The following is a 3,658-nucleotide window of genomic DNA, read 5'->3' on the forward strand; positions in this document are numbered from 1 at the left end:
AATTCTACGCAATGGTCTGAAGATACAGGGAATCCCGGTCAAGCTGATGCAGACCAAACCGACACTTGCCGGAGAAGATAGTAACCTCCATGAGCTCTATCTCGCCAACCGATTTGCAGTGGTTCGCCAAATGCGCTATTCAGAGGACAAGGCCGACAAGGGCAATGAACTTGACTTGTGTATTCTTCTCAATGGTTTCCCCATTATCACAGCTGAACTGAAAAACGAAGGCACCGGCCAAAACTATACCAACGGCATTTATCAATATCGCCACGACCGCGACCCCAAGAATGCCATGCTTCGCACGGCGTTGGTGCATTTCGTAGTTGATAACAACTATGCGTTCATGACAACCTTTCTCAACGGAGAGGATACTTCGTTCCTGCCATTCAACGTTGATTCCGTCAATCCGCAAGTGCCGGGTGATTATGCCACCAGCTATCTCTGGAAAGACATTTGGCAAGCAGACTCCCTACTCAACATCATCGACCACTTTATCAAATCGGTGACAGACAACGGAAAGACTGTCACTTTCTTTCCTCGTTACCACCAATTGAGGGTTGTCCGCAATCTTATCAAGTGGGTTGAACAGGAAGGACCCGGTCATAATTATCTTATCGAGCATTCAGCTGGATCCGGCAAGACTAAATCAATGGCTTGGCTCGCCCATCAGCTCGTGAATCTTGTCAATAATGACCAGACACCGGTGTTTGACTCCATCATCATGGTGACAGACCGCATCGTACTAAATGCGAATATGGCTGACGATGTAAACGCATTCGCAACAGAAGCCGGTGTGGTGAAGGACATACGTCGCGGCAGCAAGAAACTCGCCAAAGCGATAAACGATGGTGGGCGCATAATTGTGAGCACCGTACAGAAATTCAGTTATGCACTAAGCGAACTTAAACGCGACAAGCACCGCAACTATGCTGTCATCATTGACGAGGCACACACTGCAATAGGCAATGAAAGTGCTAAGGATATTGTCAACGCCTTATCCACCGACGAGGATATTCAGGCTTTAATTGCCGAAATGGAGTGCGAGGGATATGAAAGCAACGAAATGGATGCTCTCATGGCTTATATGCAGACAATGCGTCAGCAGATGGGGCATATCAGTTATTTTGCCTTCACCGCCACACCCAAGGACAAGACATACGCACTTTTCGGAAAGAAAACTACTGAAGGATATGTAGCACACGATTACTATACTATGAAGCAGGCCATCGACGAAAAATTCATCCTCGACGTGCTTCGCAACTACACCACCTACAAAACGATGTTTGAATACATCGAGAAAAACTCCGCGCATCCCACTATGGCTATGACCACGGAGGGTGTCTCCGGCGTTAATGAACCGGAAGAGCTGTATGGTGAGAAAAAATCTGTTGCTTTGATTCTTCGCAAACTGAATCAGGAGCCGGAGAATATGACACTGAAGGCCCGTTTGGCTCTCAACTACTTCATGCAGCACACCCGCAACAAAATAGGGGGCAAAGCCAAAGCCATGTTTGTCAGCGACAGCCGTGCGGCGGCTGTTCGCTATAAGAAGATTTTCGACAACCTACTCGCTGAGGAATATGGTAGTGAGTTCAAAACGTTGGTGGCCTTCTCCGGAGAAGTGGAGCTGCCCGATGGTACGAAATACACCGAAGACAAGATGAACGGCTGGGGAATCAAAGACGATAAAATCCGAGAAACATTCGATACTCCCGAATACCGCATCTTGATTGTAGCCGATAAATTCCAGACCGGCTTTGACCAGCCGCTGCTTCACACTATGTACGTAGATAAGATGCTCGGTGGCATCCAGTGCATACAGACCCTCTCACGCCTCAATCGTTGCTATGACAAGGGAGGTGTAAAGAAGGAAGATACGATGGTGATTGACTTCCGCAATGATGCAGACTCCGTGCAGAAGGCATTCCAAAAGTATTATCAGACCACCATCCTCACCGGCGAGGTTGACACCCAGCGCCTCTATACCCTTCTCGATGATATAAAGGTGTTCAAATTGTACAACACGGCCGAAAGAGACCAAGTCGTAGCCGCAATGGTCAAGGAAGATGCAGCTTCGGCAGTATCAATCTGCAACACAATTGTCCGCGAACGGGAGACACCGTTGAGCAACGAAGATAAGGATAAATTCCGCAAACTCGTAAACCGCTATATCCGAAGCTATGGCTTTATGGCGCAGCTCTTGACTTATTGCGACCCTGAGCTTGAACGTGAATACATATTCCTCCGAGCTCTCTATCCACGTTTGCAATACACCAAAGAAACTCTCCCGATGGAGATTCTTGACCGCGTTGACCTTAACAAACTACGCTTGCAAATGGTGATGGAGGGGACAATCGCTCTTGAAAATGAGGATGCTGAACTCAGTTCATCCCGCATCGGTGACGTGAAAGCACCAGTTGAGGATGAGAAAAAGACACTCCGTGAGATTCTTGACATCGTCAACGAGCCCTATCGTGGATTCCTTGAGGACCACGACATAGTGCTACGTCCGCTCAACCATATGATGTTGACTGACCCCAGTATCAATGAGGCAGTACGTTCTGGAAATTCATACGGAGTGCTTCGTGAGCTTTTCTCAGAAAGAGCACAAGATCTTGTCCTTGACATGAGCGGTAAGGGCATAGACCTCTATGAGGAGTTTATGAACGACACTCCCTTTGCACGCGAATACATCCGCAATATCCTCGACATGGCATTGCGCAATAATCAACAGAGCAATATCGACCTCGACTTGCATCGCCTCTCGGAGAAAATAATTGAGGAAATTCGTTCTGAGTTTGCCGAACTCGCGCAGACATCGCGCCGCCTGGATGAAGTTGCTGAATATCTCATAAACATCATCCAGAAGAGAACAAAACCAGGACTTGACGGAGCAAACGACCTTCTCATAAACTCCCTCAACCATCTTCTCTGCAACGACCGGTTGACAGAACTTGACCGTCGTGCCCACTTCAACACGCTTGTCGGTAAATTCGAGCCGTTCCTGAAGAAGCTCTATTACCTCATCAACAACCGGGAGTTGACAACCCGCGAAGGCGCAGTTGACAGAACACAGTTTGCTGACTGCATTTTTGGTCATGAATCGCTACGCAGGTTGAAGCACACCACCGATCCAAGATATTTCCGCTTCCGGGATTATCTTGAAAAAGTGCGTGCATGGCGCAACGACGAAGCTCACAGCGCTCCTGAATTTACCGACGAAGAGTTGAAAGTGGCAGTACATATCCTCGTGACAATGTACGCCTACGTTACAGCCAAGAGTATCACCGACCTCGAAATGAACGGTCTATAAAAATATAGTTTATGAAAACTCTCCTTCCAAGGATTCTTACAAAGAAAGATGACCCCGATTCTTATAAGGCCGTAGAAGAGCTAGATGAAGTTCTTCGAAATGCTGAGGAAGAAGGCATTAGAAATATCGCTCTTACCGGACCTTATGGGTCGGGTAAGAGTTCTGTGCTCAATACTCTCAAACAAGACTTCAAGGACAGACGGAACTATCTTTCCATCTCTTTAGCAACACTTCAATCAGGTAGTGAGGACAATGATACAGGAGAAGATGAATCTAAGAATTCTGACGACAAGGAGGCTCTCAATCGCCGAATAGAATATAGTATCCTTCAACAACTTATAT

The 3,658-nt window shown here is 47.2% G+C and carries 2 protein-coding genes; both read left to right on the forward strand.

From position 1 onward, the window contains the following. The coding region (locus C5O24_RS11720) for a type I restriction endonuclease subunit R (RefSeq protein WP_107681876.1) at positions 1-3,316 on the forward strand (3,316 nt) is incomplete at its 5' end. A gap of 11 nt (positions 3,317-3,327) precedes the next feature. Next, positions 3,328-3,658, forward strand: a 331-nt coding sequence (locus C5O24_RS11725) for a YobI family P-loop NTPase (protein ID WP_133165562.1), incomplete at its 3' end; no start/stop codon positions are given.

This window comes from Paramuribaculum intestinale (assembly GCF_003024925.1).
GTDB lineage: Bacteria > Bacteroidota > Bacteroidia > Bacteroidales > Muribaculaceae > Paramuribaculum > Paramuribaculum intestinale.